Below are 4,582 nucleotides of genomic sequence, written 5' to 3'. Positions count from 1 at the left end.
TAAAAAAAGGAAACTACAGCCGAATTTTCCACAAAATTATGATGAATTTTAATTATTGCAAGCCCTCCATGCAAAATTAACTTTCTCAGATTTAAAATGAGCGAATGGGGAGAAAGAAGTGACAGGTATTTTTATTATTTCAATGGAAAACCCGGGTTCTGAATTGATAATCCCAGGCAGTTTTAAAGGGCCTCTGATTTTAGGTCCCGGTAATGGTGACGTCAGAGAAGCGACCGGCATCATGGAAGGTCTTAAAATATACCAGAAGGACCCGGAAGTGTTCAGTGTCAATATTTCCTTGGTCTAACAATTATGATCTTTATTTGATTCCCGAATTTTCCTGGTATACCGTAGTCTGATTCCGGCCATTGTTCTTTGACTGGTATAGTGCATTATCCGCTTTTGCTATCCAATCAGATGGTGTGACCGATTTATCATTGCCTTTTATCAAAGATAAGCCAAAGGACATGGTAACATTCATGGTTTTATTTTTAATGGGGGTTCCGTTACGTTCAACAATGGGAAAATCATGATTCTCAATGAGTTGTCTTACGCGTTCTACCACTTCAAAACCGCCCTGGATATCAGAATCTTCAAAAATCATTAAAAATTCTTCCCCACCATAACGTCCGGCAAGATCAAAGCACTCTCTCATGGAATTGGATATAATCCTGCCCACTTCTTTTAAAACAAAATCTCCCTGGATATGCCCGTAATTATCATTCACCGACTTAAAAAAATCAATATCACCCATGGCCAGGACAGCAGAGCCATAAGGTTTGCGTTTAAACCGCAGAATAATTTTTTCAACCTCTTCCTTTATTTTTCCGGAATTATACAGGCCTGTAAGATCGTCATATTCAGCTTTTTGTTCAAACATGGTTTTCATGATGATAGTGGATAACAGATTGCACATAATTTCCATGGCTGAAATTTCAAAATCCTGGAGCCCGCGCTCTTTGCCCGTAAAATCGCCGCCCACAAGATAAATACCGCCAAAATTTTCCGGAAAATACACATACCCTATAATGTCGCAACCCATGCCTATTACCTTAATATGGGATGTTTTTTTATTTAAAAATGCATGGACCTCATTAACATACCGTTTATCCCGGACATCAAGAAAAAGACGAAGTTTCCGGCCTTCCTGAAGATCCATTCTCATTGCGCCCGGGTCCACAACCTTGACCACCTCAAGAATCAGTCGATCATTGATGATATTTGAGACCCGGTAAAGCACACTTACATTGAAAAGCAGTGTTTCCGAAATAATTTTAAGGGGATAATTGAACCAGGTTGTTTTATCTTCGCCAAATCCAGAAGAATTACGGTCCATGGAATTTAAATAGGCAGTCAGTTTTCTAAGGGCATTTAAAACCTGCCCTGCATTTGATCCCTGTTTCCTCATACCCCCCCTCTTTTTTATAAAATCATTACTTCCATTTTATAGATAATCATCTATTATAACAACTAAAATGGATACTGTTTCCCGTGAAACATTATTAATAATTAAAACATGAAAACAATTTTATAAAGATTTGATTTTATCAGATTAATAAAATCTGATATTCTTTTTATTTTGATTTCATGTTTCAACCATTTATGATTAGGAGCTTTTGACGTGGAACAAGACAAGATTATTCGGTTTGCATCCCGGATGGATTACCTGCCCCCCTACCTTTTCGGTATGATTAATAAAATGAAAATGGAGAAACGGCGCAATGGGGATGATGTCATTGACCTTGGTATGGGGAATCCAATGGATCCCACACCTGATGCGGTTATTGAAAAGCTGGTGAATGTTGCCAAGGATCCCAAATCCCATAGGTACCCGGAAAGTTCAGGACTTCCCAATTTAAAAAAAGAGATTGCCAAATATTATGGCCGCCATTACAACATTACTCTGGATGCGGACAAAGAAACCTACTTTACCATTGGCTCCAAAGAAGGGATTTCCCATTTGTGCCTGGCCATCATGGGTCCCGGGGACTGCGTTCTAGTTCCGGCACCGGCCTTTCCCATCCATATCTATGCAGCGGTGATCGCGGGTGCAAATGTTATGAGAATTCCCCTGGAACCTGAAAAGGGCTTTCTGGACAGGATTATTACAGTATGTGAATCCTGTTATCCCAGCCCAAAGGTCCTTATGCTCAACTATCCCCATAATCCCACCGGCGTTGTAACGGATAAAAATTTTTTCAAAGAGGTCGTAAAACTTGCCAAACGGTTTAAATTCATGGTTATCAATGACTTTGCCTACGGCAAAATAACCTATGATGGATATGTAGCCCCAAGCTTCCTGGAAATTGAGGGTGCCAAAGATGTCGGTGTTGAATTTGGATCCTTTTCCAAATCATACAATATGGCCGGCTGGCGCATTGGATATTGCGTTGGTAATGAAAAAATTGTCGAGGCACTTGGAAAAATTAAAGGCTATTTTGATTATGGTATCTTTTCTGCCATCCAGGTGGCAGGTATTATTGCGCTTCGGGACTGTGATGACACCATTCCCGGACTGGTAAAAATCTATGAAAACCGTCGGGATGTACTTTGTTCAGGTCTTGAACGAATCGGATGGGATATAACAAGACCAAAGGCCGGCATGTTTGTATGGGCAAAAATCCCTGAACCTTTTAATAAAATGGGTTCCATGGAATTTGCCATCCAGCTGATGAACAACGGAAATGTGGCCGTGGCACCAGGGGCTGGTTTCTCCGAAGAGGGAGAAGGATATCTTCGTCTGGCTCTGGTTGAAAATGAAGAACGCCTGCGCCAGGCTGTCCGGCAGATGAAAAAAGCCATGGACCAGATGAAAATTTAATCGACAATGTTTCCGGTTAAAATGCCGGAGAAATTTTCTTAGCGCTTTCAAGCCCCTGACAGTCAGGCAGGGGCTTCAAGCGATTGTATCGGTTTTATCATGTTTTCTTCCTTAAGCGCGTTCCTCTAACTGTCCTTCACCAAACAAAAACTTTTCGATCCAGGAAAGCCCAAGCATGAGCAACTCACGGTCATCTTGTTTCACTGCGTCCAGTTGCTGCTGCGCAATAACATAACGCGATAGAAAACTGGTTTCAAAAACAAAGCGGCGAAAGGTGTCCATATTATAACTGGCCATGAAAGCCATCTTCATGGGCGGGCTATTCATATCAAGGCCCTGGGCCTTGAACGAATCGCCCTGCAAACGGCCTGCAATACGGGCCCAGCAGTTGTTGGGTTCATGGTATACTTGCATTTCCTGATCCGCCATCCACGCTTTGGCAGTCCATTCTTTATCTTCATCATGTCCCTTGCAGTAATCATGGTGCATGACATAATACTGCATATGCATGCTGCCGTCGGCATCACCATAAATGGCCGGTTCCAGGGGGTAAGCCCTGCAGGAGTAGGGTCTGTCTGGATAAATCGTACACCCCTTTTCCGTCAGAAAGGTACAGGGATTGCCCTGCCGGTCGCTCATTTTCAACATTACATTGGGAAAGGTGGGCATGCTGCGGATGGCTGTTGTGGTATGGGCAACCAAAAACGCTTCCGAAGTCATGTTAAGGTTCTGCTTCATGCGCACAATATCATAAGGATAAAGATACATGTCGGCGTTGTGGCAGCAACGGGTAAAGCAGGGCACACTGTCGTGACAGGCAAATTTGAAAGTACGGCTGCCAAGCAATTCACGATTTGCCGTGTAGTCCATGGTGTTGTTAGGTGTTGTCATTATCTTGTTTCCAGTATTCATTAAATTTTTCCGTAATCAACAGGGCATATATTTTCATTGCTGAGTGTTATCTATTTTACCATATTCCAACATTTATCAACACACTCATATAAAATGTTCAAAAGTTCAAAACGGTATTGATAAAATGTCAATAAACAGAAAATCATGTTCAAAAGCTGATGAAAACTTGTGTTTATAACATGTTCAAAACAAATAAAAGCCCTGGCAAACAACAATCTTGATGAAGTTCAAAACAAATGTATTGGTGTTGAAAATAGGTTAAAAAAATGTTGAAAATAATGAAAAGGCATCAATCCGGGTTTCTTGAAAGCAAATCCGGATTGATGTCAGGTTCAATAAATAAAAAGAATTGTAAGTAGGTGGACAAATATAATTCCTGTATAATCTTGCTTTGCAACAAATCATTGTTTTTTTTAAATTTGCATAGCAAGGATATCAGATGAGACGTACGGGTAAAAAATTTATTTCTCCAATTGAGCCGTTGGCATTAAAATGGCTGTCACTTATTGAATTTTCGGATGAAGAGTCAAACCGTACTAAACTCAGGGCTCAAGGGTAGCACCCCACTTAACCGTGGTTGAACTTGAATTTGTTATAAAAATGAAGATTTTAAGAACTTTCTGCAACCTTTCATGCATGAGTTCTTATGAATCCGAAAACTATTTTTTGTCCCCATGAGGATTGTGTTGCTCGTGGTCATATAGGCAAAGGCAATATCACAATTCACTCTAAAAAAGAGAAACGCTATCGCTGCAAGGAGTGTGGCAGGACATTCAGTGAGCGAAAAGGTAGTGCGTTATATCGTTTTCACAGACCGGCGGAGATGATGGTGACCGTACTGAAGCTTTT

General features: G+C 41.0%; 4 protein-coding genes and 1 pseudogene. 3 read left to right on the top strand and 2 right to left on the bottom strand.

The features are described from left to right. The first annotated feature begins 118 nt into the window (after positions 1-118). Entirely contained in the window at positions 119-307 is a 189-nt protein-coding gene (locus B3D59_RS12100) for a hypothetical protein (protein WP_286820090.1), read from the top strand. 12 nt (positions 308-319) lie between these two features. On the opposite strand, the gene B3D59_RS12095 is transcribed toward B3D59_RS12100, so the two are convergent. Continuing rightward, positions 320-1,408, bottom strand: coding sequence for a GGDEF domain-containing protein (locus tag B3D59_RS12095; protein WP_286820089.1), 1,089 nt, complete (start codon positions 1,406-1,408; stop codon positions 320-322). 213 nt (positions 1,409-1,621) lie between these two features. On the opposite strand from B3D59_RS12095, the gene B3D59_RS12090 reads away from it, so the two are divergent. Further along, entirely contained in the window at positions 1,622-2,821 is a 1,200-nt protein-coding gene (locus tag B3D59_RS12090; RefSeq protein ID WP_277005106.1) for an aminotransferase class I/II-fold pyridoxal phosphate-dependent enzyme, read from the top strand. 111 nt (positions 2,822-2,932) lie between these two features. Here the strand turns inward: B3D59_RS12090 and B3D59_RS12085 are convergent, their stop codons facing one another. Further along, positions 2,933-3,712 carry a YkgJ family cysteine cluster protein gene (locus tag B3D59_RS12085; RefSeq protein WP_286820087.1) on the bottom strand — a complete coding sequence of 260 codons (780 nt, stop codon included), beginning with the start codon at positions 3,710-3,712 and terminating at the stop codon, positions 2,933-2,935. Between the two features lie 667 nt (positions 3,713-4,379). Between B3D59_RS12085 and B3D59_RS12080 the strand changes: the two are divergent. Then, a pseudogene (locus tag B3D59_RS12080) lies at positions 4,380-4,582 on the top strand (hypothetical protein); the annotation flags it as partial.

This window comes from Desulfobacter sp. UBA2225 (assembly GCF_002348205.1).
GTDB lineage: Bacteria > Desulfobacterota > Desulfobacteria > Desulfobacterales > Desulfobacteraceae > Desulfobacter > Desulfobacter postgatei.
Note: the sequence above shows the minus strand (reverse complement) of the source record. Positions and strands in the feature narration are given on the sequence as shown.